Here is a 24,649-nt window from a genome sequence, read left to right as displayed (position 1 = left end):
GCAATAACATCTCCCTGGGGTTATGGGTCCCGGCGTTCGCCGGGACGACAGCGGAGAATTTTGCGACGGCTGCGGGTCATGGCGTGCGCGATGATCGTAGCCCGAATGATCGCCTCGTCAGCTCTTCTTCGACTTCTTCTTCGTCGTTTTCTTGGTAGTCTTCTTCGTGCTCTTCTTGCTCGCCTTCTTGGCCGTCTTCTTCGCCGAGGCCCTCGCGCTCTTTTTCGCGGGCACCTTCTTGCCTTCGCGGCGCGCCTCCGACAGGCCGATCGCGATGGCCTGCTTGCGGCTCTTGACCTTGCGACCGGAACCGCCGCTGCGCAGCGTGCCGGCCTTGCGCTTCTTCATGGCCCGGCCGACCTTGGCCGATGCCTTGCGCGAGTATTGTCGTGCCATGAACATCCTCCCGATTGCGACACGTAAACCGCGTCGGCGAGACGAAAGTTCCAAAGCGCAAGCTGATGCCGCGTACCTCCACCCATGCTTTCACGATCGCGGGAATCGAAGCCCGTCGATACATCGAGATTCCAATGCAGCTTCGCGCTCATCGTTTCGATGACGGATAGACCGAGAAGCCAATCAGACGTTCTGATCCGCTGCATGAGGCGCAACTGGACAAGGCGACGGTCCGAATGATGCGTCCCTGGCCTCTTCCTCAGTCAGCAATTTCAGGAGCACCGTCCGCTTGGACTCATCGTTGAATTCAGCGAGACGTTTCCTGAACAGGATGAGGTTCTGCAGATGAATGTATTCTTCCATGACCGACCTCACTGATGGGAGCCAAGAACGACGTCGATGGACGAACGGCAAACGAAATCCAGGTGTGCAATATCTTTGATCTCATCGGGTCTTCCGAACCCGTCAAGGTCTGGATCTTGTGCTGCGATCTCGAACAGTCCCTGCAGGCTGAAAGATCGAACGCGCAGAACCCCTCACCGGGACATAGGCCGGCCTTCATGCCAAAGCGGCACCGCAACGCGTCGGGCTGACCTTGATTGAGATGAATTTCGGGCATGATGCTCTTCCCAGTATCGCCGATGACAATCTCTGCGCCGCAGTCGGCAGCCTCGCCCCCCCAAATTCAGATCGTGTTCTGACAAGCCGAGACATGGCACGTCCCGTGTTTACACCGTCGTGCATGCAAACGCACGATCAGCTGCGCCGATGAGGTGGCACGACCGCGGTCTCGATCATCCGTTGATCCAGAGAACGGGCGCCTGCGGACGTACTGTGCCGCAGCGCGAGATGACCGGCTGGTCAAAATTGCTCGAAAATATAACGAAACGAGCTGATGCCGCCCGCGGGACACGCAAGCTCGCCCATCGAATGGCGATGCCAACGCCCCTGACACACAGGACCAGTCGGCCGATACGGCCAAAGCTCAGTCCGGCGCGCGCAGCCGATAGCCGATGCCGGTCTCGGTCAATACGAATTGCGGGCGCTCGGGATCGGCCTCGATCTTCTGCCGCAGCTGACGCACATAGACGCGCAGATATTGCGCGTCGGTCAGTTCGTCCCACAGCTCCTTGAGCAGGAAGCGGTGCGTCAGCACCTTGCCGGCGTGCTGCACCAGGACGCGGAGCAGATCGTACTCCTTCGGCGACAGCTTGATCTCGCGGTCGCCGACCTTGACGATGCGGCGGACGAGATCGACGGAGAGATCGCCGGTGCGGAACACCGGACGCTCGCCCTGCACCTGCAACTGATGCCGCAACGCCGCGCGCAGCCGCGCCAGCAGCTCATCCATGCCGAACGGCTTGGTGATGTAGTCGTCGGCGCCGAGATCGAGCGCCTGGACCTTGCCCGCCTCGTCGCCGCGGCTGGACAGCACCACGACCGGCACGGCCTCGTTGCGGCCACGGATGGTTCGCAGCAGCTCGAGCCCGCCGACGTCGGGCAGGCCAAGGTCGAGAATGATCAGCGCCGGCTCCTGGCCCAACAGCTCCAGCGCGATCCTGCCGTTCGAGGCTTCGAGAATCTCGTAGCCCTGCGTGGTCAGGCCCATCCGCAGCAGCTTGCGGATCGGCGGCTCGTCGTCGATCACGAGCACCTTGATCGGAGCGCCGGTCATGCGGCCGTATCCAGCGGTCTGGCCTGCGCCGGCACGGGCAGGCGGATGGTGAGGACCGCGCCGGGCCGATCGGTGCGGTTGCCGGCGAAGATGCGGCCATGCATCGCCTCGATGAAGCCGCGCGAGATCGCGAGCCCCAGACCGGTGCCGGGCCGCACCTGGTCGCCCTTCTGCACGCGATAGAACTTGTCGAACACGTGCTCGACCTCCGCGGCGGGAATGCCGTCGCCTTCGTCACGGATCTCGAGCATGACCCAGTTGTTGTCGCGGGCCGCGCGGATCGCGATCGAGGTCTCGGGAGGCGCATATTTGGCGGCGTTGTCGAGCAGATTGAACAGCACCTGCTCGAACAGCACCGCGTCGACCTCGACCATCGGCAGATCGGGGGCCAGCTCGAGCGAGACATGATGACCGGCGAGGATCTTGCTCGCGCGCCGCAGCGCGCTGCCGACGATCTCGCCGACGTCGTGGCGCGCGGCGTTCGGCACGATTGCGCCCGATTCCAGCCTGGTCATGTCCAGGAGATTGGCGATGAAGCGGTTGAGCCGTTCGGATTCGTCGATGACGGTGGCGAGCAGGTCGAGCTTCTCCTTGTCGGACAGCCGGGCCGCGAGATCGCGCATCGTCGAGGCCGCGCCGAGCACGGAGGCGAGTGGCGTCTTCAGATCGTGCGAGATCGAGGTGAGCAGCGCCGAGCGCAGCCGGTCCTGCTCCATGGTGCGCTTGACCTTGTCCATGTCTTCGACCAGCAGCACGCGCTCGATCGCGAGCGCGCCCTGGTCGACCAGGGCATCGAGCAGCCGGCGCTGGTCCGGCGTCAGCAGCGGCCCGGTGCGATCGTCATCAATGCCGATGACGCCGATCGAGCCGCGCCCGGTGCGCATCGGCAGGAACAGCCGCTTGGCGCCCGGCAGCGTGTCGGAGCCGCGGCCGGCGGCGCGGTCGTTGCTCCAGGCCCAGCTCGCGGCGGCGAGGTCGGCGTCGTCGAGCTGATCCTCCGGCGGGTAGCCGGTCATGACCGTGAGCTTGCCGTCCTGCGGCAGCAGCAGCACGACCCGTACCTTCAGCATCAACGCCGCCTGATAGGCCGTGGCCCACAGCACGTCATCGAGGGTCGCGGTGCCCGCAAGCTTGCGGCTGAAGGCATAGAGCTGCTCGGTGGTCCGGACGCGGTGGGTGGCGGCGTCAGCCTGAACGCGAACGCGCGCGGCGACGTTGGACACCAGGATCGCGATCAACATGAAGAAGAAGAACGCGCCGATGTTGGTCGGATCGGTGATCGTGAACGTATACAGCGGCGGCAGGAAGAAGAAGTTGTAGCAGAGCGAGGCGGCGAGGCTCGCCAGCAGTGACGGCCACAGGCCGTAGCGTGCGGCGACGCCGACCACGGCCGTGAGGAACACCAGATCGACGTTCTCGATGCCGAAGACGGGCTGGATCAGCTCGGCGAGGCCAAGGCCGACAGCCGTGATCAGCAGCGCCTTCAGATAGGGCTTCGGCTGCAGCGGCTCGCTGCGCGCTCGCGTCTGCACCGAGCTGCTCGTGGTGTCCGGCGCCTCCTCGCCGGCGATGACGTGGATGCTGATGTTGCCGGCGCCCCTGACGAGGTCGTGGACCACGGAGCCCCTGATGATCTCGAACAGGCGCGAGCGGCTCGACTTGCCGATGATGATCTGGGTGACGTTGTTGGCCTGCGCGAAGTTGATGAGGTCATCCGCGATACGCCGGCCGACGCCCGGAATCGTCAGCGCCTCGCCGCCGAGAGTCTCGGCCAGCCGCAGCGTATCGGCGAGCCGGTCGCGCTGCTTGTCCGTGAGCTGCAGGTTGCGCCGGGTCTCGATGGTAACGGCGGTCCACGGCGCGTGGACGCGGTCGGCGAGCCGCTTGGTGTAGCGCACCAGCCCTGTCGCTCGCGGGTCCTCCGACACGCAGACGAGGATGCGCTCGCCGGCTGCCCAGGGGCCGGCGATGGCATTGGCCTGCATGTGGGTGAGTAGTTGCTCGTCGACGCGCTCGGCCGTCCGGCGCAGCGCGAGCTCGCGCAGCGCGGTCAGGTTGCCGGGCGAGAAATAATGCTCCAGCGCCCGCTCTGCCTGCTTGGGCACATAAACCTTGCCCTCCTTCAGTCGCTGGATCAGATCGTCGGGCGTGAGGTCGATCAGTTCGATGGCGTCGGCGCGGTCGAGGACCGAGTCCGGGACGGTCTCGCGCACGCGCACATGGGTGATCTGGGCGACGACGTCGTTGAGGCTCTCGATGTGCTGGACGTTGACCGCCGTGTAGACGTCGATGCCGTGCGACAGCAGCTCCTCGACGTCGAGATAGCGCTTGGGGTGGCGGCTGCCCGCCGCATTGGTATGCGCGAGCTCGTCGACGATCGCGAGCTTGGGGCGGCGCGCGATCACGGCATCCAGATCCATCTCCTCGACGATCTGGTCCTTGTAGGAAATACGTTTGCGCGGGACGACCTCCAGGCCGCGCACCAGCGCCTCGGTTTCGGCGCGGCCATGCGTCTCGACGAAGCCGATCACGACGTCGACGCCGGCCCTCAGCTTGGCATGCGCGCTCGACAGCATCTCATAGGTCTTGCCGACGCCGGGGGCGGCGCCGACGAAGATCTTGAGCTTGCCGGCAGGACTGTCCTCCCGCCGGGCCGCTTCGAGCAGGGCCTCCGGCGAGGGACGTTGGTCAGGATCGCGGCGTTGACTGGCCATGCGGCATTATAGACGGAGGGACCTCGGCGCCAAGGCCAAGACCTTCAAGGCCAAGACCTTCAGGGCGTCATTGCGGTTTGGCAGCATCGAGTGCCAGGTTGAGCGCAAGCACGTTAACGCGGGGTTCGCCGAGCAGTCCGAGCAGACGGCCCTGGGTCTGCCGGGCGATCACGGCCTGGACGCTCGCCTCCGGCAAGCCGCGTGCCTTGGCCACCCGCGGCACCTGGAACAGCGCCGCCTCCGGCGAGATGTCCGGATCGAGCCCGCTCGCCGAGGTCGTCACCAGATCGACCGGCACGGCCTGCGCGGGATTCTCCGCCTTCAGCTTGTCGACGTCCTCCTTGACGCGGTCGGCCAGCGCCTTGCTGGTCGGGCCGAGATTGGAGCCGGACGAGTTGGCGGCGTTGTAGGGCGCAGAAACCGTCTTGGTGGAGTCGTTCGGATCGGCGGCCGAGGTCGCCGACGGACGGCCGTGGAAATATTTGTCGTCCTTGAACTCCTGACCGATCAGCGCCGATCCGATCACCTTGCCGTTGCGCGTGATCAGGCTGCCCTCGGCCTGCGCCGGAAAGATGGTGCCGGCGACGACGGTCATGGCGAGCGGGTAGAGCAGCCCGGTAATCAGGGTCAGCGCGAGCAGGACCAAGATGGCGGGACGGATTTCTTTGAGCATGGGAATCTCCTGTGTCTCTCCCGTCATTGCGAGGAGCGAAGCGACGAAGCAATCCAGAGTCGCGTGGTCCGAGACAGTCCTGGATTGCTTCGTTTCGCTCGCAATGACAGCGGTTGTGGTTGTCAAGCCAGATGCAAGGCGGTCACGATCAGGTCGATCGCCTTGATGCCGATGAAGGGGATGATGATGCCGCCCAGCCCGTAGATCATCAGGTTGCGGCCGAGCAGCGCGCCGGCGCCGATGGCGCGGTAGGCGACGCCCTTCAGCGCCAGCGGGATCAGCGCGATGATGACGAGCGCGTTGAAGATGATCGCCGACAGGATCGCGCTCTGCGGACTCGCCAGGTTCATGACGTTCAGCACGTTGAGCTGTGGGTAGAACGCCAGGAACATTGCCGGGATGATCGCGAAATATTTCGCGACGTCGTTGGCGATCGAGAACGTCGTCAGCGCGCCGCGCGTCATCAAGAGCTGCTTGCCGATCTCCACCACCTCGATCAGTTTGGTCGGGTTGGAGTCGAGATCGACCATGTTGCCAGCTTCGCGCGCGGCCTGCGTGCCGGTGTTCATGGCGACGCCGACATCGGCCTGCGCCAGCGCCGGCGCATCGTTGGTGCCGTCGCCGCACATCGCCACCAGCTTGCCCTTGGCCTGCTCGTCGCGGATGAGCTTGAGCTTGTCCTCAGGCGTCGCCTGCGCCAGGAAATCATCGACGCCGGCTTCGGCGGCGATCGCCGCCGCGGTCATCGGGTTGTCGCCGGTGATCATGATGGTGCGGATGCCCATCCGACGCAGCTCGGCGAAGCGTTCGCGGATGCCGCCCTTGACGATGTCCTTGAGCTGGACGACGCCGAGCAGGCGCCCGTCCCTGGCGACCGCGAGCGGCGTGCCGCCGGATTTGGCGATGTCGTCGGAGATTGCACGGATCTCGCGGACAAGCTCGCTCTCGACCGGCTGGACCGCGCGCACCGTGTTGCCGGAGACGGGCTGGGTCGGGCCGCCGCCGATGGAATTGAGGATGGCGTCGACCGCACCCTTGCGCACCGAGGAGCCGCCGGCATCGACGCCGCTCATGCGGGTCTGCGCCGTGAACGGCACGAAGGTGGCGCCGAGCTCGGCCATGTCGCGGCCGCGGATGCCGTATTTGTCCTTGGCCAGCACCACGATCGAGCGGCCCTCCGGTGTCTCGTCGGCGAGCGAGGCGAGCTGCGCCGCGTCGGCGAGCTCCTGCTCGCTCACGCCCTTGACGGGACGGAATGCAGTCGCCTGGCGATTGCCGAGCGTGATGGTGCCGGTCTTGTCGAGCAGGAGCGTATCGACGTCGCCAGCGGCCTCGACCGCGCGGCCGGACATCGCCAGCACGTTGAAGCGCACCAGGCGGTCCATGCCGGCGATGCCGATCGCCGACAGCAGCGCGCCGATCGTGGTCGGGATCAAGGTCACGAACAGCGCCACCAGCACCACCACCGAGATCGAGCCGCCGGCATAGGCCGCGTAGCTCGGGATCGTCACCGTCGCGAACACGAAGATGATGGTGAGGCCGGCGAGCAGGATGTTGAGCGCGATCTCGTTCGGCGTCTTCTGCCGCTCCGCGCCCTCGACCAGCTTGATCATGCGGTCGATGAAGGTCGAGCCTTGCGCGGCCGTGATCCTGACGCGGATCCAGTCCGACAGCACCTGCGTGCCGCCGGTCACCGCCGAGCGGTCGCCGCCGGATTCGCGGATGACGGGCGCGGATTCGCCGGTGATGGCAGCCTCGTTGACCGAGGCGACGCCCTCGATCACCTCGCCGTCGGAAGGGATGGTGTCGCCGGCCTCGACCAGCACGAGATCGCCGACCTTCAGGCTGGTGCCGGGCACGAGCTTGTAGGTGTGATCGGCCGGGTTCGTGCCCGTCAGCAGCTTGGCCTGGCTCTCGGTGCGCGTCTTGCGCAGCGAATCCGCCTGTGCCTTGCCGCGGCCTTCGGCGACGGCTTCGGCGAAATTGGCGAACAGCACGGTGAACCACAGCCAGAGAATGATCTGGAAGGTGAAGCCGAGATCCGCTCCGCCGGTCACGACGTCGCGCAGGAAGATCACCGTGGTGAGCGCGGCGACGACCTCGACCACGAACATCACCGGATTTCTGATCATCAGCCGCGGGTCGAGCTTGACAACCGCGGCCCTGATGGCCGGCAGCACGATCTTCGGGTCGAGCATCGTCGACATCGACGAGCGCTTCTGCAGTTTCATGGTGTCCATGGAGGTTGCTCCGAGATCAAAACACGGTGCCGGCGGCCATCGCGAGATGCTCGACGATCGGACCGAGGGCGAGAGCCGGGAAGAAGGTGAGGCCGCCGATGATCAGGATGACGCCGACCACGAGGCCGACGAACAGGCCGCCCGTGGTCGGGAACGTGCCGGCCGAGGGCGGGATCGACTTCTTCCCGGCGAGCGAGCCCGCGATCGCCATCGCCGGAATGATCATGAAGAAGCGGCCGACGAACATCGAGGACGCGAGCGTGAGGTTGTAGAAGAAGGTGTTGCCCGTGAGTCCTGCGAATGCCGAGCCGTTGTTGGCGGTCGCGGAAGTGTAGGCGTAGAGCACCTCGGTGAAGCCGTGCGGACCGGCATTGGCCATCGACGCGACGGCCGACGGCAGCACCACCGCGACCGCGGTCCAGCCGAGATACATCAGCGGCAGCACCAGGATCGCCAGCATCGCCATCTTGACCTCGCGCGCCTCGATCTTCTTGCCGACATATTCCGGCGTGCGCCCGACCATCAGGCCGGCGACGAAGATCGCGAGCACCACGAACAGCAGCATGCCGTAGAGCCCGGCGCCGACGCCGCCTATGATGATCTCGCCGAGCTGCATGTTGATCAGCGGGATCATGCCGCCAAGCGCGGTGAAGCTGTCATGCATGGCATTGACCGCGCCGCAGGAGGCGGCCGTCGTGATCACGGCGAACAGTGACGACGCGACGATGCCGAAGCGGACCTCCTTGCCTTCCATGTTGCCGCCCGTCAGTCCGAGCGCGTTCAACGTGGTCGTACTGTTGGCCTCGGCCCAGTAGGTGATGACGACGCCGGCGATGAACAGGACGCCCATCACGGCGAGGAGCGCCCAGCCCTGGCGCTGGTTGCCGACCATGCGGCCGAACACGTTGGTCAGCGCGGCACCGAGCGCGAAGATCGAGAGCATCTGGATGAAGTTCGACAGCGCGTTCGGGTTCTCGAACGGATGCGCGGCGTTGGCATTGAAGAAGCCGCCGCCATTGGTGCCGAGCATCTTGATCGCGACCTGCGAAGCCACCGGGCCGACCGCGATGGTCTGCTTCGCCCCTTCCAGCGTCGTGGCCCCGACATAGGGCCCGAGCGTCTGCGGGATGCCCTGCCAGACCAGGAACAGCGTGTAGACGATGCAGAGCGGCAGCAGCACATAGAGCGTGCATCTGACGACGTCGACCCAGAAATTGCCGACGGTCCGCGCCGAGGCGCGTGAGAAGCCGCGGATCAGCGCGATCGCGAGCACGATGCCGGTCGCGGCCGACAGGAAGTTCTGGTGCGTGAGCCCGAGCATCTGCACGAGATAGGAGAGCGTGCTCTCGCCGCCGTAGTTCTGCCAATTGGTGTTGGTCAGGAAGCTGATCGCGGTGTTGAAGGAGAGATCCTCGGCGACCGCAGACTGTCCCGCGGGATTGAACGGCAGCACGGCCTGCAAGCGCATCACGCCGTAGATGATCAGGAAGCCGCCGACATGGAACAGCAGCATCGCGACCGTGTAGGTCAGCCAATGCTGCTCGCGGCGCTCGTCGACGCCGCCGATCCAGTAGATTGCGGACTCGACCGGCCGCAGCACCGGCGACAGGAAGGTGCGCTCGCCATTGAAGACGCGCGTCATGTACCAGCCGAGCGGCTTGGCAAGCGCGACGATGACGGCGCAGTAGAGCAGGATCTGGATCCAGCCGATCACAGTCATGGGGATGTTGTCCTTGAAGGTGCGACGGTGGCGGTCAGAACCGCTCGGGCCGCAACAGCGCGTAGGTGAGGTAGATCAGAAGGCCGAGCGATACCGCGCCGGCGAGCGAATAGTCGAAGATCATGGCTCGTCTCCTAGAGCCGCTCGCAGGCGTAGGTGTAGCCGATCGCCAGGGCGAACAAGCCGGCGGCCAGCGCCAGCATCAGGATGTCCAGCATGGTGTGCTCCTCATGCGCGCGAAAGACGCGCAACGCTTGGAGCGGCCGGGAGCGCCGCTGCGGCCACGGTCCGTTCCATGGCGGACAGATGGCATCCGGCCTCATAGGTTTTCGAGACAGCACTGCCGACAGAGTTATAGGAATCTCATAAAGACCGCGGCGTTCTCGCGCCCCCCGGCAGAACCGCGCGGCCGCAGCCGCATATGAACCGGCCATGCCGCCGAGGCGTCTTTATGCGCCGGCTATTTCTTCGCGCCTTCGCCCCTCTCGCATTCCTACGCCGCCGTCGACCACATTGCCGATCAAGGCCCATCGGGCCATCGCTCACTGACGACGGGAGGCCGGCATGGCTGCCTTGACGACACGACCGGATGTGCCCGAGCGGGTACAACTCGCGCAGACCACGACGGCGATGCTGACGGCCCTGCTTGGCGAAGACGAGGACGTCTCACCGTTGTCGGCGCGAGGGCGACGCCGGCTGCGGATCGCACGATTGCTGGAGACCGACGCGCGGATCGATGCCGCGCTGGAGCTGGTCGCGCTGCAATTGCCACGATGGCAGCTCCGGCGCATCGCCTATGATGACGGCGAATGGCACTGCGCATTGTCGCAACAGCGCGAATTGCCGGACTGGCTCGATCATTGCGTCGAAGCCCGCCACGCCGATCTCGCCCTCGCCATTCTCCACGCAGCGGCCGAGGCCCGCCGTCTCGAGCCCGGCGTCTCGCAGACTGACGCAAGGCGCGGCGTCCAGGCCGAACCGGGGCTTGCCGACCTGCTCTGCTGCGACAACTTCTGAGCCGGTGTTACCTGCGCGACGCTGATCTCCACCGACAAGCCCGCTGAGCGTCCGGCGGCCAGGGTCCTGCTGCGAGTTGTGCTGCGACTAGCAATCCTCATCCTGTTCGCCACGTTCGGCCGCATCGGCTTCGGTCGCAGCCTCGCCGCCCTGCTCTGGATGACCATGATCCTGTGTGCCATGCTTGCGGTGCTGCGCCGCAAGGGCGTGTTCGCCGCGGGCCTGAACCATTGGGACGAGATGATCGGCTACACCGCGCTCTTTTGCGCGACGATGGCGCTGATCCAGTCGTCCGGAAACCAAGCCTCTGCGCCGCAAAAAAAGGGGCGGCCGATCCGGCCGCCCCGCTTGTCTCATCGCCGATCGGTCAGAAGATCTTGACCGCGCTTTCCAACGTCTTCCAGACACCCCATGCCAGCGGCACGCCGACGAAGGCCCAGAACAGGGCGGCCTTGACGTCGAGACCGCCCTTGCCGATGCCGAACGACCCGTGCTGGATCGCCGACTCGTTCTTGGCGAGCTCTGCCTGGTACTTCGCGACTTCGTCCGCGCTCATGTTCCACTTGTCATCGACGGGCTTGATCAAGAAGTTGCAGATCAGGCCGGCGAGCAGCATGGCGCAGAGAATATACATCGTCGTGTTGTACAGCTGGTCGCGCGGCACGCCGGCGGCAAGCTGGAACTCGCGGATGTAGTTGACGACCACCGGACCGATGATGCCGGCCGTCGCCCAGGCCGTCAGCAGACGGCCGTGGATGGCGCCCACGAACTGGGTGCCGAACAGGTCGGCCAGATAGGCAGGCACCGTCGCGAAGCCGCCGCCATACATCGAGAGGATGATGGCGAAGGCCGCCACGAACAACAGCTTCGAACCCATCGCTGCGAAGGTCGGCGCCAGCGCATAGAGCACGATGCCGATCAGGAAGAAGCAGTAATAGGTGTTCTTGCGGCCGATGTGGTCCGACAGCGACGCCCAGAAGAAGCGGCCGCCGATGTTGAACAACGACAACAGGCCGGCAAAGCCTGCCGCGATGCCCGCGATCGCGGCCTTCTGGCCGGCGTCGAGCTGGTTGAAGCTGACGTCGGGCAAACCGATCAGCTTGCCGGCGAAGATCTCCTGCAGCATCGGCGAGGCCATGCCGATCACGCCGATACCGGCCGACACGTTCAAGCAGAGCACCCACCAGACCAGCCAGAACTGCGGAGTCTTGTGCGCGTTGTCGAGGTGCACATGGTGCTCCGAGATCATTGCCTTCTTGACCGCAGGCGGCGTCCAGCCTTCGGGCTGCCAGCCCACCGGAGCGACGCGATAGGCAAAGGCACCGATCATCATGAAGACGAAGTAGATCACGCCCATCGTGACGAAAGTCTCCCAGACACCCACCGAGGTCGGGGTCTTGAAGTAGTTCATCAGCAGGTTGGCGAGCGGAGCACCGATCATCGCGCCGCCGCCGAAGCCCATGATGGCCATGCCGGTCGCCATGCCGCGCCGGTCCGGGAACCATTTCACCAGGGTCGACACCGGCGAGATGTAGCCGAGGCCGAGGCCGATGCCGCCGATGACGCCGGCACCGAGCCACATCATCCAGAGCTGGTGAACATAGATGCCGAGCGCCGCGATCAGGAGGCCACCGCCCCAGCAGCAGGCCGCGACGGCACCCGCCTTGCGCGGTCCGGCCCGCTCGAGCCAGCCGCCCCAGACGGCAGCGGAGCCGCCCAGCAGCACGAAGAACAGGGTGTACATCCAGCCGAGGCTCGCGACCTTCCAGTCGCAGGTCGTCGTGAACAGCTCCTGCACCAGGGTCATGTCCGGGCAGGCCTGGGTCTTGGTCACGCCGATCGCGCGCGACAACGGCAGCCAGAACACCGAGAAGCCATAGGCCATGCCGATGCAGAGATGGATGCACAGCGCAGCCGGAGGAACCAGCCAGCGGTTGAACCCCGCCTTGGCGACCGTGTGCTCACGATCGAAGATCCCCGCCTGCGCGCCCGGGAGCGTGCCCGCGCTTTCAATGGTAGCCATGCATCCCTCCCCTACGGACTCTCGTCCAACGCAACAACGTCATGTTCTGTCCCCTTGATCAGAATCAATACGCCCACTCACCCCGCCCGCTATCGCGTACCAGAGCAGTCTCGCAACGCACAAACGCTCATCACTGCCTCGATGCGCATAACACCCCACCCGAGACGTTATGCCCTCACCATTCTTGTGCCGCTTCTTGTGCCGCTGTTCTGCCTGGCCCGCTCCCCAGCGGGCATGACTCGCCCCCCGCAACCTCCGCGGAAGCGCCCCAATTGGTGCAGAACCGAGGCAAATTGTCGATAGTAAAATGGTAATAATCGGTCAATCTTGGTGGATTGATCGCACTGCAGCGCGAATGTGTTGCTAGCACACACACAAATTCACGTGCAACCAACGCGACCGCCACTCCCGGCTGTAGTCATGTTGCTCTCGATTACTTTCTCGACGCGTCACGACCATACCTGATGAAATCAACTAATAAGATGGGCCGACCATCAGCATGCACGCGCTCGCGGAAACGTGAAGAAGAACAACTTGTCCTTGCCTTGCAACAGCGTCGCAAGCCTGGACTGAGAACGCGGCATTGTTGTGAGCTCGGGTTGGCGCCGCTGCGACGATAGGAAGCAGCGCGATCTCTTGACAGTCCGACCAAGACCGCGCGCGAACTACGTAGTTCGAGCAACCCGCAGCAGAGGATGTTCACCGCCGCACGGATCCGGCCGATTCCGCGGCCTTCTCGATCCGAAATAGGATGCCGCGCTCGGTGCGATCGACGCTCTCGACCCGATCTCCGGTCTCCCGGACCAGATTCGGGATGTCGATCACAGCAAGCGGGTCGGTACAGCACACTTCGAGCCGCTCTCCCGCCTTGAGCGTCTGCAGCGCCTTCCGGGTCTTCAGCACCGGCAATGGGCACTTCAGGCCCGTCAGATCCAGCCTCGTCATCATGCGGGCGACCATGGAGAAGCGGTTCCGGCACGTCAACCGGGGCGGCACCATCCTATGGAACTCGGAGCAGGGTTCCTGGGATGCCAGAAGCGATGAGTGCGAGCTCGAGCGAGTTCCATCACGGAACACCAGGTTTGTCGCACAGCGCGAGAACGTCCGCCCGCGGCGTCGCCAGATGTTGGACGAGCGCCGCGATCGCCGGGATGTCGTCGAGATGAACGCGCGGCAACGCCGTCTCGACATCGCCGTCGCTGGCGAGCCCGACAATGCCTGGATCGTCGGGAAACAGCAGCGGCTTGCCATTGGCCGTGCGATGCACCTCGATGCGCCGATGCGGCCCGGCCTTGTACCCTTCGATGACGACCAGATCGACGGGAGACAATTTCGCCAGAAGCTCCGCGAGTGCCGGCTCCCTTGCGCCGCGCAGCTCGTGCATCAGCGCCCAGCGCGTGCCCGACGCGACGAGGACCTCCTCGGCCCCGGCCTCGCGATGCCGCCACGAATCCTTACCCGGGACGTCGACGTCGAACTTGTGATGGGCGTGCTTGATCACCGAGACGCGCAGTCCCTGCCCCCTGAGATGAGGAATCAGCCGCGTCAGCAGCGTGGTCTTGCCGGCGCCGCTCCAGCCGGCGAGGCCGATGACTTTCATCGCGGTCTCCAGAAAGGCCCCGGCGTTTTTCGCACAGCCAGGAGCGCGGGATCGATCGATGGCCCGAAGGCCCCGTGGAACGCCACGTCCACTCTTGGCGATGTCATGCCAGCAGCCCCATGGACCAGGCAAGGGCCGTGGGAGGGCCATGCCGGCATGGCCGCCGGGCAGGCGCAAATGGGTGGATCGCGCGCGGCGCAACACTGACGCCCTGGCAGCAGTCGTGGTAACGAACCCGCGATGACAGCCATGACCTCGACTTCGATCCCCGGCGTGCTGCTCGCCGGCGGTCGCGCGCAGCGGATGGGCGGCGGCGACAAGCCATTGCGCATGGTCGACGGCCGCACCATCCTCGAGCGCGTGATCGCGCGGCTGGCGCCGCAGTGCAGCCGACTGATCCTCAACGCCAATGGCGACCCCGCGCGGTTCGCAGGCAACGGTCTGCCCGTCGTTCCGGATGGCGTCGCAGGCTTCCCGGGCCCGCTCGCCGGCATTCTCGCCGGCCTCGACTGGGTTGCGGCGCACATGCCGGAGGCCCGGTGGATGCTGAGCGCCGCCGGCGACTGCCCATTCCTGCCGCGTGATCTCGTCGCGCGGCTGGCGACAGCGCGGGCGGCCGAGCAGGCCAAGCTGGCGTTGGCGGCGTCCGGCGGACAGATCCACCCGGTGATCGGACTGTGGCCGGTCGGGCTGCGCGAGGATCTCCGGCACGCCCTGGTCGCGGAGGACATCCGGAAGGTCACCCGCTTCACGGCGCGCTACAAGGTCGCGACCGTGAGCTGGCCGACGGTGCCGCTGGATCCGTTCTTCAATGCCAATACCGCAGTCGACCTCGCCGAGGCGGAGCGGCTCGCAGCTCTCGAGGATTGAGGACGCCTGATGGACGCGACAACCATCGTTCGCCGCGCCGTGCTTGCCGTTGCCGCGCTCAATCTCGGATATTTCGGCATCGAGTTCGCCGTGGCGCTGGCGATCGGCTCGGTGTCGCTGTTCGCCGACAGCGTCGACTTTCTGGAGGATGCCTCGGTCAACATCCTGATTGCGCTGGCGCTGCGCTGGAGCGCGCCGCGGCGGGCGCTGCTCGGCAAGGTGCTGGCGCTGATCCTGCTGGCGCCGGCGGTCGCCGGACTGTGGACCGCCGGCGAGAAGTTCTTCACGCCGATCGTACCCGCACCGCTGCCGCTCACCGTGACCGGCCTCGGCGCGCTGATCGTCAATCTCGGCTGCGCGTTGATCCTGGCGCGGGTCAGGGACCACCAGGGCAGCCTCACCCGCGCCGCCTTCCTGTCCGCACGCAACGACGCCTTCGCCAACATCGCGATCATCGCGGTCGGTCTCGTGACCGCCTTTGTGTGGCCCTCGATCTGGCCCGACCTGATCGTGGGCGTCGGTATCGCGCTCATGAATGCGGACGCCGCGCGCGAGGTGTGGGAGGCTGCGCACGAAGAGCAAAAGACCGCCAAGGCCTGAACGGCCGAGAATCCTGCGCGCGCGCGACGACCTCACTGCTTGCGGCATTGCAGCGCACGGGATCGCTCCACCGCTCCGCCGTCCGGCATGATTGACGGCCGCCCTGGATTGATTGCAGATAGGCGGACCGGCCGGCAGAGCCGGAACAAACAACGGCGTCACGCCGCTACCGGTGGAGGACTGATTGCAACTCAGCTGTTTGAAGCGGGCGGCGTGGGCCGCAGCCGCGCTGCTGGTCACGACCGCCGCGCAGGCCGAGATCTCCGACAACGTCGTCAAGATCGGCGTGCTCAGCGACATGAACGGCCCGGCCTCGACGCCGACCGGACAAGGCTCCGTCACCGCGGCGCAGATGGCGGTCGATGATTTCGGCGGCAAGGTGCTGGACAAGCCGATCAGCGTCATCGTCGGCGATCATCAGCTCAAGCCCGACATCGGCGCCGCGATCGCGCGCCGCTGGTACGACACCGAGCAGGTCGATCTCATCGTCGACGTGCCGGTCTCCGCGGTGGGCCTCGCCGTGCAGACCATCGCCACCGAGAAGAAGAAGCTGTTCATCACCCAGTCGACCGGTGCCGCCGATTTTCACGGCAAGTTCTGCTCGCCCTACGCGATGCAATGGGTGTTCGACACCCGCGCACTCGCCACCGGCACGGCGAAGGAGGTCGTCAAGCGCGGCGGCGACAGCTGGTTCTTCATCACCGACGACTACGCCTTCGGCCATTCGCTTGAGCGCGACGCCTCCAGCGTCGTCATCGCCAATGGCGGCAAGGTCGTGGGCGCGGTGCGGCCGCCATTCGCGACGCCCGATCTGTCGTCCTTCATCCTGCAGGCGCAGGCCTCCAAGGCCAAGATCATCGGCATCGCCGCCGGCCCGCCCAACAACATGAACGAGATCAAGACCGCATCCGAGTTCGGCCTGCTCAAGGGAGGCCAGCAGATGGCGGCGCTGCTCGCGCTGGTCACCGACATCCATTCGCTCGGCCTTCCGGCGGCGCAGGGGCTCCTGCTCACCACCTCGTTCTACTGGGACATGGACGACAAGACGCGCGAATGGTCGAAGCGCTATTTCGCCAAGATGAACCGGATGCCGACGATGTGGCAGGCCGGCGTCTATTCCGCCGTCATGCACTATCTCAACGCCATCAAGGCGGCGGGCAGCGACGATCCCCTCGCGGTCGCCGCGAAGATGCGGGACACGCCGGTCGAGGACTTCTTCGCCCGCAACGGCAAGCTGCGAGCCGACAATCTGATGGTGCATGATCTCGTGCTGGCGCAGGTCAAATCGCCGGAGGAGAGCAAATATCCCTGGGACTACTACAAGATCCTCGCGACCATCAAAGGCGATGACGCGTTCGGCCCGCCGGATCCGGCGTGCCCGCTGATCAAGAAGTGACGGCGCACTGAACGATCGGCGGCCGGGGCGACCGGGCCGCCGCATGCGAGCTGAACGACAACAATCAATGGGGGAAGACGAGCATGAAGCTGGCGCGCGCGCTGCTGTTCGGGTTGATCGTCGCGGCGGGACTCGCCGCCAAACCGGGACCGGCGCTCGCCGCCTATCCGGACCGTCCCATCCGCTGGCTGATCGGCTTCGCCCCCGGCGGGCCCGTCGACATCGTCGCCCGCATCATGGCGCAGTGGCTGTCCGACCACCTGGGCCAGCAGGTCGTGGTCGAGAACCGCACCGGCTCGGGCGGCAATATCGCGGCCGCCGCCGCGATCAACTCGCCGCCCGACGGCTATACGCTGCTGTTCGTCGCGCCCAACAACGCGATCAGCACCTCGCTCTACAAGAAGCTGCCCTATGACTTCATCCGTGACACCGTGCCGGTCGCCAGCATCATGCAGCTCACCAACATGCTGGTGGTGAGCAACGACGTACCGGCCAAGACCGTCAAGGAGTTCATCGACTACTGCAAGGGCAACCCGGGCAAGATCGCCTTCGCGTCCTCCGGCAACGGCACCTCGGTGCACATGGCGGCCGAGCTGTTCAAGGCGATGACCAAATGCGACATGCTGCACGTGCCCTATCGCGGCTCGGCGCTGGCCTTTCCCGACATCATCTCCAACAAGGTGCAGTTGATTTTCGACAACCTCCCGACGGCGCTGGAACAGTCGCGCGGCGGCAGCGTCCGCGCGCTCGGCGTCACCTCGCCGCAGCGCTGGCCGACGGTGCCGGACGTGCCCGCGATCGCCGAGACCGTGCCGGGCTACGAATCGGTCGGCTTCTACGGCATTTCGGCGCCCAAGGGCACGCCGCCCGACATCGTCGAGATCCTCAACAAGGCGGTCGGCGAGGCGCTGAAGGACCCCAAGCTGGTGGCGCGTCTCACCGAGACCGGCGGCATCCCGCGCGCGATGACACCGGCAGAGTTCGGCAAGCTGGTCGTCGACGAGACCGAGAAGTGGCGCAAGGTGGTGGAATTCGCCGGGGTTTCGGTGGACTAGCGTCGCGGCGCGCCGGGACAGACCGGCGTCGACGGAAGCGCGCCAAAACAATCGGGCAGCGGCATTGCCGGATGGCTGGCCAGGCTGTAAACGGAGCCCGAGCCGTCGTTGGGGTTCCGACGCCGCGCCGGACAGGCCCGCTCCTGCCCGCCGCCGGCAAGACCTCAGCGTCGCGGGGCCTGTAGCTCAATGGTTAGAGCCGACCGCTCATAACGGTCTGGTTGCAGGTTCGAGTCCTGCCGGGCCCACCAATGAGCTCAAGAGTTTACGGCTCACGCGCCAAGTGTTTTTCGAGGTGAACCACCGTTTCGACCACCGATACGTTCTGCTTGCGATCCCTCGAGGTAATCGCGGCCGCGGCCTCGCGCATGCAGTCCGGGATGATGATGGCCGAAGGTGTCGAGCAGCACCTTGACCGACATTCCGAGAAGGCCTGAGACCTGCCACGGATAGCGCGCCGCTGCAGGCGGGGAATATCTCGCCGCACACGCTGCGCCAGACGGCGGCGACGTGGCTTATGCACGCGCGAAGCCCCTCATGATCAGCAGGGATCAGCGCCCTTGACGTAAGAAAAGGCGCAGGTTGATCCGTCCCCATACCAGGTGTTTGATTGCGGACTGACGTAGACCTTACATATCCTGTCGACCACGTAGGGAGGGCCCCATTTCTTGTCGGGCGTTGCAAGAGACTTGGGCAGCAGCTCGCCATTACAATTTATACACGTCCAGCCATTCGCCGCCGCGACCGCTCGGCTCATCGGGATCTGAGCATGGCTGACACAGCTGTGGCCGGGGTGAAGACTTTTCGGCGCAGCTTGTGCAAATCCGTTTCCGATTGCCGCGACGAACAACATGAGCGCGACGTCTGAGGGAGATAGCTTCATCGAGATGCCCCGCTATTGACCTGGCGGCCGGATTGCACTTCGGAGCCTCTCGGTGAAAAACGATTGGTCGAGCTCCGTTGAAGGCAGGCGCTCAGCCTTGGCGACTCTCCTTGACCCGAGTTGTGTCGGCCCCATGGTGATCAGCAAATCGTCCGTCGTGGTGCGATTTATGTTCAGCAATGTCCCCGACGGATCTATCGCTACCCTGACGAGCTTCCATGTAGGTGTTGCAGTTCCACCCGCGACGACGACGAACTGAACGTGGTGGCTGATCGTGTCGAATGGCCCCCCCTGAACCTGATCGGACAGGACATACATCGAATCCCAGGATCTTAGGGAGGACTGCAATGTTTGCTCTATGCCCAGGTCGCCTCCAATTGGAGCCAGCCCATCGTTCGCCGTCCGGCAAGGCACGGGCATATGATTGGCATCCAGCGCAGCCGGATCAGCCTCGTCGAGCAACTCACTAAACAGAAGGAAATACGTCATCGTCATCTCCCGCGTCGCGTCCCCCTTGTATTGGCCGGTCGCCGTGAAAACGAAGCTCATGGGCACGTTGGAGCCCGCTATGGATGGATTGACAGAGCCCTCGTCGACCGCCTTCAGGTTCAGCGCGATCTTGGCGGCCCAGCCTCGCAGCACGGCGAGCCGTTTCGGATCGCGATAGACGTTCGCCCTTATGGCGCGCCTCAGTTCACACCGGACGTGTTGGGCGACGCTCTCAACGAACGTGTCAAAACGGTTGCCTTCGGGATGACGAAAATCCATCACGGGCAGGACCGACCCGCAACCACCCACCAACAGACAGACCGCAAGGGGACCAAATATCGATCGCACAGCAAGCACCGCGTCGGAGACAACTGCGAGAACGTATCAATGGAAGCACCTCTGGCAACCGGGAGTTTTATCCTGCGAATGGATAAATGCAATCAGTGATAGAAATGACACAGGCATCGTCTTCGATCGGCGGCGCTGCTGCTTGCCGAGATGCTGTTTTTGACGACAGACTTCCTCCGCGTTCCCGAAGCCGATTTCAACCATATGTTGATCTGCATCAACGCGCCTTCGTCCCCGTGTGATGACATCCCCGGCACTTTTTCTGGAGGAGTAGAAGTATCGCGAGCCTGCCGCAGTTTGCTTCCATCCGCAGCGAACAAGCGCTGAATAGGTTCGCAAATAGCATGACGGCGGAACTGAAGCGCTCCTGACTAAATGGCAACTGTTTGGAGACGAGGAAATGCACGCGCGGACGTTCGTTTCGCTAGTTGCGTTTGGAATGGCTCCGCTCTTATGGATGGGAGCCATCGAAACGTCCGCTTCGGAAAGTCCGCCCGTAAGGGTCGTAACGCAACTCCGCCATACGAAATCAATCTCCCTGGTCGCATTCTCCCCCAATGACACGCTGGCGCTTTCCGCAGGCGACGACATGAAACTGTGGGAGCTGGCGACGGGGCGCGAAATAGGGAGCTTTAACGGTCAGGCGGAAAGCGTGACCGCCGTCGCCTTCTCTCCCGATGGGGCGCTGGCGTTGTCGGCTGGATGGAAGACATTGAAGCTCTGGGACCTGGCAACGGGACGCGAGATCAGGAGGTTTGATGGCCATACGAACGCCGTCATTGCCGTAGCCTTCTCGTCCAACGGTAGTCTGGCTATGTCAGCAAGCGCTGACAAGACGTTGAAGCTCTGGGACGTGGCAACCGGGCGCGAGATCAAGAGCTTTCGCAGCCACGCGACCCTACTCAATTCTGCAACTTTCTCAAGCGACGGCAGGCTGGCGTTGTGGGGCGGCTGCGACGCGCTGGTCCGCGGGACGTGCCTGAGAAGTTCTCTAGAACTGATTGACGTGGCAAGCGGGCAGGTGCTGAGACGGTTCTTCGGTCATATTAATTGGAGTACGAATTCGGTCGCCTTCTCGCGAGACGGCAAGCTCGCGCTGTGGGGCGGCTGCGATGCGCTAGACCGGGATGGGCTTTGCACAGGAGGCTCACTGAAGCTGTTGGACGTAGGTAAGGGGCACGTGCTGAAGAGCTTTGCCAGGCAAGCGGACGAGTTTTACTCGGTTTCCCTTTCCCCTGATGGCACGCTGGCGCTTTCGGACAGCATGGCGCTGGCGAGCGACAAGACCCTGAGAGTGTGGGACGTGGCGACCGGGCATGAGGTCAAAGGCTTCTCGGGTCATGGTTTCACCTCTGCCATAGCCTTCTCCTCGGATGGCCATCTGGCGTTGTCGGGGAACTCGGACGGCGTGCTGCAACTTTGGGATCTCGCGTCGGGGCGCGAGCTTAGGAGCTTGGCCGGCTATTCGGACCAGGTTCACTCGGTGGCTTTCTCGCCAGATCGCAAGTTGGCACTCTCTGGCAGCAACGGCAACACCCTGAAGCTTTGGGATGTGGTCTCAGGACGGGAGCTGCGAAGGTTCACTGGTCACACGGGCTCGATTGAGTCCGTTGCGTTTTCGCCGGATGGCAAGTTCGCGCTCTCGGGAAGCACGGACAGGACGCTGAAACTCTGGGACGTGGCGACTGGGCGCGAGCTTAAGACCTTTGATCGCCGTACAGGGGGTCCGCTTGTTTGGTCCTTGGCCTTCTCTGAGGATGGTAAGCTGGCGCTATCCTGGTGCTTCTGGGGGACTATTCAACTTTGGGAAGTGGCGAGCGGCCGCGAGCTTAAGAGCCTCGTCGTTCCAGTCACCGTCACGGCGGTGGCCTTCTCTCCCGACGGTAAGCTGGCGCTATTAGGCGACTCCCTCTTGGGCGAACGTACATTAAAGCTCCTCGACCTCAGCAGCGGGCGCATTCTCAGGACCTTTGCCGGCTCTCATGAGGTGATCTCATCTGCGACCTTCTCCACTAACGGCAGGCAGGCGCTTTCGGGGAGTCTCAATAAGACGTTGAAACTTTGGGACGTCGCTTCGGGGCGTGAGCTCAGGACTTTCTCCGGCCATGTCGAATCGATCATCGCGGTTGCCCTCTCTCGCGATTCCAAGATGGCGCTTTCGGGAAGCGCGGACGGTACAGTGAAGCTGTGGGACGTGGCTAGTGGACGTGAACTCAGAAGCCTCAACGGCCACAAGGCTATGGTCACCTCTATATCATTCTCCTTTGATGGCAGGCAGGCGCTCTCAGGGAGCTGGGACGGTACAGTCCGACTCTGGGATTTGGAGCCGACGATCACGAGCAAGGAGCCCGGAAAACGGTCAGAGCTCGTTGCAATGCTGGCAGACGATACCGGGGAATGGCTTGTCATTACACCGGCTGGCTTCTTTGCGGCATCAGACCATGGGGCTGACAAATTGCTCGCGGTCGTTCGGGGTCTCAAGACTTACTCGGTGATGCAGTTCTATGACCAGCTCTACGCTCCGGAACTTGTGCAGGAACGACTAACAGGCGATGTGACGGGCCGCTATCAAAGTGCGGAGGCTCGACTCGACCTGGAGAAGATTCTGGATTCCGGACCCGTGCCGAAAATCGAGCATTTGGAATTGCGCACCGATGCAGCTGGCGAAACCATCCAAGTAACGGTGCAACTCTCTCATACAATTGGCAAAGGTATCGGCCGACGGCTAATCTGGCGCCTGAACGGAACGCCCGTTGGCGAGACCGAGCCTTCTGAGCTGCGAGATGCAAAGGATGCAAGGGGGCCAATTGCGGTTTCTCAAGGAATCAAGGTTGATCCTAGCAAGGACAACATCGTTACAGTTACGGCTTACAATGGAGCAGATCTGCTTGCGACCGAACCTTACCCGATCAAGATTAATCGCTTCGGCGTGCAGAGCAAGGAGACCGAACCGCGCTCGCGCATGTTCATCGTCGAGATCGGCGTTAATGACTACAAAGCACACCAACTGAAGCATCTCGACTTTCCTGTTAACGACGTGCGCGCGCTCGCTGAAGCATTTAAGAACGTGGCCGAAGCGGGCGGATATGAGAAGCCCGTCGAGATTATCGATCTGACGCAAGAGCGTGCTATCAAAGACAATATCTCACTGGCCTTTGCGGATCTCGCTAAGCGGGTGCGGCGCCAGGACGCCTTGATCGTACTGCTCGCGGGTCACGGCGAATCGGTCGAATCTCGACAGGGTGATATTGTCGTCCCGCGTTACTTCTACTATCCAAGCGACGCCGAACTTGGCGGCGAGCATACGGTCGAGACCGATGGCATCGGGATCGAGACCTGGGCTCGCTGGATAGCGGAAGTCCAAGTCTCCAAGAAGCTGGTCATCGTCGATACCTGTAAGAGCTGGGGAGCTATCGGCACCGTGCGCGCGATGGATGCTGAGCGAATTGTACAGGAATCGCTAGCCACTCGCCTGCAGCACGCCATTGGTGAGAGCGTATTCACTGCATCTAGGGACGCCGCTCTGGAGGGACATGCGCTTGGTCATGGAGTACTCACTTATGCAGTGTTGGAAGCCTTGGCCAAGCCGCAACCGGGAAACGAGTTGCTTGACGTGAAGGCGATCGATCGTCTGGTCGAGCCCGAGGTGAAGCGCCTCAGCCAGCTCCTGAACAGAGAGCAACAAGTTTACAATAAGATCGGTGGATACTTTCCGGTTGGCCTTCCTCCCTCTGGCTTTCCACCGCCGCCTTTCGAACCGGTCGACGTCGAGCCCGGCAAATACGTCATCTGTAGCCAGATCGAGGTGCGCTCCAAGGCGTCTCCGGAAGAGGAAAGTCCAGTTGAGATCCTGAATGAGAGCGGGGTCGGCTGCACGGAAGTTCAAGTCATCGAGTTTCTGGGTAGCTGGACCAAGATCGCCAGGCACGGAGTTGCGAAGGGCTATGTCCCCGCCAAGGATGTGCAACGGCTGAATTGAGTGGCAAGGAGACCGGCCATGCCCATGCGATTCGCGTTAGCTTCGATAGGCCTTCTCGTCGTCAACCCCCAGGCTGCGGCGCAAGAGGAGATCCACCCGTTCGAAAAACGCATCATCAGTTGTGAGCCAAGCCGCATCGAAGACCATAACTGGCAAGTTGCCTTTAATGTGAAATACCCCGACGGCAAGACTTACCTGTGCGGGGGCTCAATCATCTACGGGAAGTGGGTATTGACAGCGGCGCATTGCTTTCCCACACCCGACAAGCCTCGCGATGGCCGCGCCAAAACAGGCGTGACCAATATTGTCCTCGACGGCGAGTGGACTGAGATTGCGCGCGTTGTTCGACATGAAGATTATAATGCCAAAACTCAAGAGAACGATCTTGCGCTGGTAAAACTAAGAAGCACGCCGAAAGGGAAGCAGATCGATCTCATCGAAAATGACCAGAAACTCTCCGTCGGCCAGATCCTTCAAGTTACAGGCTGGGGTATCACTGAGACAGGGACGCCATCCGACACACTTTGCATGACGACGGTGCCCTACGTTGACAATGCCACATGCAACGCCGAGAACTCATATAACGGCGCCATCAAGCCCAGCATGATGTGCGCGGGCTATGCGAAAGGTGGAAAGGACTCCTGCGGTGGAGACAGCGGTGGGCCCCTTGTCTGGCGTCTGAATGGCAGGGCAATCTTGGTTGGCGTGGTCTCTTTCGGCGAGGGCTGCGCCCTGCAGCATAAATATGGCGTCTATACCCGAGTAAGCGCCTACCGGGACTGGATTGACCGTGTTATTTCCTCTGATAGAGACTGATCTAGGTCGTCTGCGAACTGCATTTCGGATCCTAAGAGCCCGGAGGAAACGGGTTCGATATTGGTAATTGCGGTCTTGAGCTGCCACGGTGGACATCCGTCGCAGCAAGTCAGGTAACCTGTCGAGAATAGGCCGGGCTGTTTCTTCAGCGCAAT

The 24,649-nt window shown here is 63.6% G+C and carries 20 protein-coding genes, 1 tRNA gene and 1 pseudogene; 9 read left to right on the top strand and 13 right to left on the bottom strand.

The features are described from left to right. Positions 1-117 precede the first annotated feature (117 nt). The 8 genes from QX041_RS23300 to QX041_RS23265 form a co-directional block, all read right to left on the bottom strand. Positions 118-396, bottom strand: coding sequence for a DUF6496 domain-containing protein (locus QX041_RS23300; RefSeq protein WP_315750196.1), 279 nt, complete (start codon positions 394-396; stop codon positions 118-120). A 183-nt stretch (positions 397-579) separates the two neighbouring features. Continuing rightward, entirely contained in the window at positions 580-759 is a 180-nt protein-coding gene (locus tag QX041_RS23295; RefSeq protein ID WP_315717991.1) for a hypothetical protein, read from the bottom strand. Positions 760-1,381: 622 nt separating this feature from the next. After that, positions 1,382-2,071, bottom strand: a complete 690-nt coding sequence (locus QX041_RS23290) for a response regulator transcription factor (protein WP_316166614.1) — start codon at positions 2,069-2,071, stop codon at positions 1,382-1,384. Continuing rightward, on the bottom strand, positions 2,068-4,785 hold the full coding sequence (locus tag QX041_RS23285) for a sensor histidine kinase KdpD (protein WP_316166613.1): 2,718 nt from the start codon (positions 4,783-4,785) through the stop codon (positions 2,068-2,070). The genes QX041_RS23290 and QX041_RS23285 overlap by 4 nt, the downstream gene beginning before the upstream one ends. A 67-nt stretch (positions 4,786-4,852) precedes the next feature. Further along, positions 4,853-5,458, bottom strand: a complete 606-nt coding sequence (locus QX041_RS23280; RefSeq protein ID WP_315717986.1) for a K(+)-transporting ATPase subunit C — start codon at positions 5,456-5,458, stop codon at positions 4,853-4,855. A gap of 122 nt (positions 5,459-5,580) precedes the next feature. Next, a complete protein-coding gene (gene kdpB / locus QX041_RS23275; protein WP_316166612.1) occupies positions 5,581-7,698 on the bottom strand; it encodes a potassium-transporting ATPase subunit KdpB in 2,118 nt (705 codons plus the stop codon). Positions 7,699-7,714: 16 nt separating this feature from the next. Further along, positions 7,715-9,418: a potassium-transporting ATPase subunit KdpA gene (kdpA, locus tag QX041_RS23270; RefSeq protein WP_316166611.1), complete on the bottom strand. Its 1,704-nt coding sequence runs from the start codon at positions 9,416-9,418 to the stop codon at positions 7,715-7,717. Between the two features lie 34 nt (positions 9,419-9,452). Then, on the bottom strand, positions 9,453-9,542 hold the full coding sequence (locus QX041_RS23265) for a K(+)-transporting ATPase subunit F (RefSeq protein ID WP_042340291.1): 90 nt from the start codon (positions 9,540-9,542) through the stop codon (positions 9,453-9,455). 440 nt (positions 9,543-9,982) lie between these two features. On the opposite strand from QX041_RS23265, the gene QX041_RS23260 reads away from it, so the two are divergent. Both QX041_RS23260 and QX041_RS23255 read left to right on the top strand, forming a co-directional pair. Beyond that, positions 9,983-10,435 (top strand): hypothetical protein, encoded by a 453-nt coding sequence (locus QX041_RS23260; RefSeq protein WP_316166610.1) that lies wholly within the window; start codon positions 9,983-9,985, stop codon positions 10,433-10,435. A 78-nt stretch (positions 10,436-10,513) separates the two neighbouring features. Beyond that, positions 10,514-10,816 (top strand): hypothetical protein, encoded by a 303-nt coding sequence (locus QX041_RS23255; RefSeq protein WP_315717982.1) that lies wholly within the window; start codon positions 10,514-10,516, stop codon positions 10,814-10,816. Here the strand turns inward: QX041_RS23255 and QX041_RS23250 are convergent. From QX041_RS23250 to mobB, 3 genes are all read right to left on the bottom strand, one after another. Next, positions 10,803-12,458, bottom strand: a complete 1,656-nt coding sequence (locus tag QX041_RS23250) for an OFA family MFS transporter (protein WP_315717981.1) — start codon at positions 12,456-12,458, stop codon at positions 10,803-10,805. The two genes, QX041_RS23255 and QX041_RS23250, sit on opposite strands and share 14 nt — an antisense overlap. Before the next feature lie 699 nt (positions 12,459-13,157). Then, positions 13,158-13,418 (bottom strand): sulfurtransferase TusA family protein, encoded by a 261-nt coding sequence (locus QX041_RS23245; protein WP_315717979.1) that lies wholly within the window; start codon positions 13,416-13,418, stop codon positions 13,158-13,160. A gap of 106 nt (positions 13,419-13,524) precedes the next feature. Then, on the bottom strand, positions 13,525-14,058 hold the full coding sequence (gene mobB, locus QX041_RS23240) for a molybdopterin-guanine dinucleotide biosynthesis protein B (protein WP_315717978.1): 534 nt from the start codon (positions 14,056-14,058) through the stop codon (positions 13,525-13,527). 240 nt (positions 14,059-14,298) lie between these two features. On the opposite strand from mobB, the gene mobA reads away from it, so the two are divergent. The 5 genes from mobA (at position 14,299) to QX041_RS23215 (ending at position 18,230) form a co-directional block, all read left to right on the top strand. Continuing rightward, a complete protein-coding gene (mobA, locus tag QX041_RS23235; RefSeq protein ID WP_315717977.1) occupies positions 14,299-14,928 on the top strand; it encodes a molybdenum cofactor guanylyltransferase MobA in 630 nt (209 codons plus the stop codon). Between the two features lie 9 nt (positions 14,929-14,937). After that, on the top strand, positions 14,938-15,528 hold the full coding sequence (locus QX041_RS23230; protein ID WP_315717976.1) for a cation transporter: 591 nt from the start codon (positions 14,938-14,940) through the stop codon (positions 15,526-15,528). A 184-nt stretch (positions 15,529-15,712) separates the two neighbouring features. Then, complete coding sequence (locus QX041_RS23225; protein WP_315717975.1) at positions 15,713-16,924, top strand: ABC transporter substrate-binding protein; 1,212 nt, start codon at positions 15,713-15,715, stop codon at positions 16,922-16,924. A gap of 83 nt (positions 16,925-17,007) precedes the next feature. Continuing rightward, complete coding sequence (locus QX041_RS23220) at positions 17,008-17,979, top strand: tripartite tricarboxylate transporter substrate binding protein (protein WP_315717974.1); 972 nt, start codon at positions 17,008-17,010, stop codon at positions 17,977-17,979. Between the two features lie 175 nt (positions 17,980-18,154). Continuing rightward, a tRNA-Ile gene (locus tag QX041_RS23215) sits at positions 18,155-18,230 on the top strand. Between the two features lie 21 nt (positions 18,231-18,251). Here the strand turns inward: QX041_RS23215 and QX041_RS23210 are convergent. Further along, on the bottom strand, positions 18,252-18,401 hold the full coding sequence (locus QX041_RS23210; RefSeq protein WP_315718474.1) for a hypothetical protein: 150 nt from the start codon (positions 18,399-18,401) through the stop codon (positions 18,252-18,254). Between the two features lie 473 nt (positions 18,402-18,874). Further along, a complete protein-coding gene (locus tag QX041_RS23205) occupies positions 18,875-19,630 on the bottom strand; it encodes a hypothetical protein (RefSeq protein WP_315718473.1) in 756 nt (251 codons plus the stop codon). 526 nt (positions 19,631-20,156) lie between these two features. On the opposite strand from QX041_RS23205, the gene QX041_RS23200 reads away from it, so the two are divergent. Together QX041_RS23200 and QX041_RS23195 are read left to right on the top strand one after the other, a co-directional pair. Then, on the top strand, positions 20,157-23,678 hold the full coding sequence (locus tag QX041_RS23200; protein WP_316166609.1) for a caspase family protein: 3,522 nt from the start codon (positions 20,157-20,159) through the stop codon (positions 23,676-23,678). An 18-nt stretch (positions 23,679-23,696) separates the two neighbouring features. Continuing rightward, positions 23,697-24,464 (top strand): annotated as a pseudogene (locus QX041_RS23195) (S1 family serine peptidase); the annotation flags it as partial. Positions 24,465-24,649 lie beyond the last annotated feature (185 nt).

It is taken from the genome of Bradyrhizobium sp. SZCCHNRI2009 (assembly GCF_032485115.1).
Taxonomy (GTDB): domain Bacteria; phylum Pseudomonadota; class Alphaproteobacteria; order Rhizobiales; family Xanthobacteraceae; genus Bradyrhizobium.
Note: the sequence above shows the minus strand (reverse complement) of the source record. Positions and strands in the feature narration are given on the sequence as shown.